At 39.6% G+C, this 912-nt stretch carries 2 protein-coding genes; one reads left to right on the top strand and one right to left on the bottom strand.

Features of this window, described 5'->3' with window-relative positions:
• A partial coding sequence (locus A3729_RS33360) for a polysialyltransferase family glycosyltransferase (RefSeq protein WP_197475998.1) occupies positions 1-781 on the top strand: 781 nt, incomplete at its 5' end.
• A gap of 47 nt (positions 782-828) precedes the next feature.
• Here A3729_RS33360 and A3729_RS34690 read toward each other — a convergent pair.
• A complete protein-coding gene (locus tag A3729_RS34690; RefSeq protein ID WP_369820154.1) occupies positions 829-903 on the bottom strand; it encodes a hypothetical protein in 75 nt (24 codons plus the stop codon).
• Positions 904-912 lie beyond the last annotated feature (9 nt).

The raw sequence follows: 912 nt of genomic DNA, 5'->3' as shown, positions 1-912 counted from the left end.
CAAAAAGCACTTAAACGATAAGAATATTTTTTACATTAACCGGCTCGATCTAATTTATACGAACGTCATCATTGGAACGCTCAATAAAAGTCATAACATAGAAGTTCGAATCGTGCCTGAAGGTACGATAAACTATTCACCTGAAGACGCATCCGTAAAGTGGGAATATAGAGCGAAGAAAAAATGGCCATCGCGCATAAGCTATGGAGTCACTGGACTACGCATATATCCTATAGAAGGGGAACGAATAGGCACAGATACTCCCATCGTAAGCACTGCCTATAGTTTTTCTGGGCTAGAAAGCCCTTACCCTAAGTCGAAAGTGAAATACATTTCCTTGCCTGACAAAACTTCTGAATCGGATCGAATAGGGGCTAGAAAAGCATTGGTTGTAGGTCAGTGCCTTCTAAAAAATAGTAAAACGCCAAAGGAAGTTGAACACCGTATTTCGAATGAAATAGAGAATAAGTTAAGCTCATTGGGCGTGACTGAAATACATTATATTGCCCACCCAAGGGACGAATACGACTGCCTATTCAAGGAAAACTATAAAAAAATTGAACACGATTACGTTTGTTTAGAACAGTATTTGGAACAAAATGAGTATGACGTTCTGATATCATGCTGCAGCACAGTTTTACTCACTGCAAAACTGATTTTTGGTGATCGAATAGACTCTATATCTGTTGGCGCCAATATCTATCCACAGGCCCTTGATAGTATTAGTACTATATTCAGAGTAGCGAACGTTGATACGATTGATCTTGATTCAGTCGGATAAATCAAGCTGTGCAAAACGTTCACTTAATAACGACACACCAGACCCTTTTAGAACATCCATGACCCTCCGACACAAAGAACATTATCTAAATCCAAGTAATCTTTCGCAGTGGACTCATTCACCCCACCTGT

The sequence above is a fragment of the Oleiphilus sp. HI0043 genome (assembly GCF_001634935.1).
The sequence above is the reverse complement of the archived record's forward strand: the minus strand, read 5'-3'. Positions and strand labels throughout refer to the sequence as shown.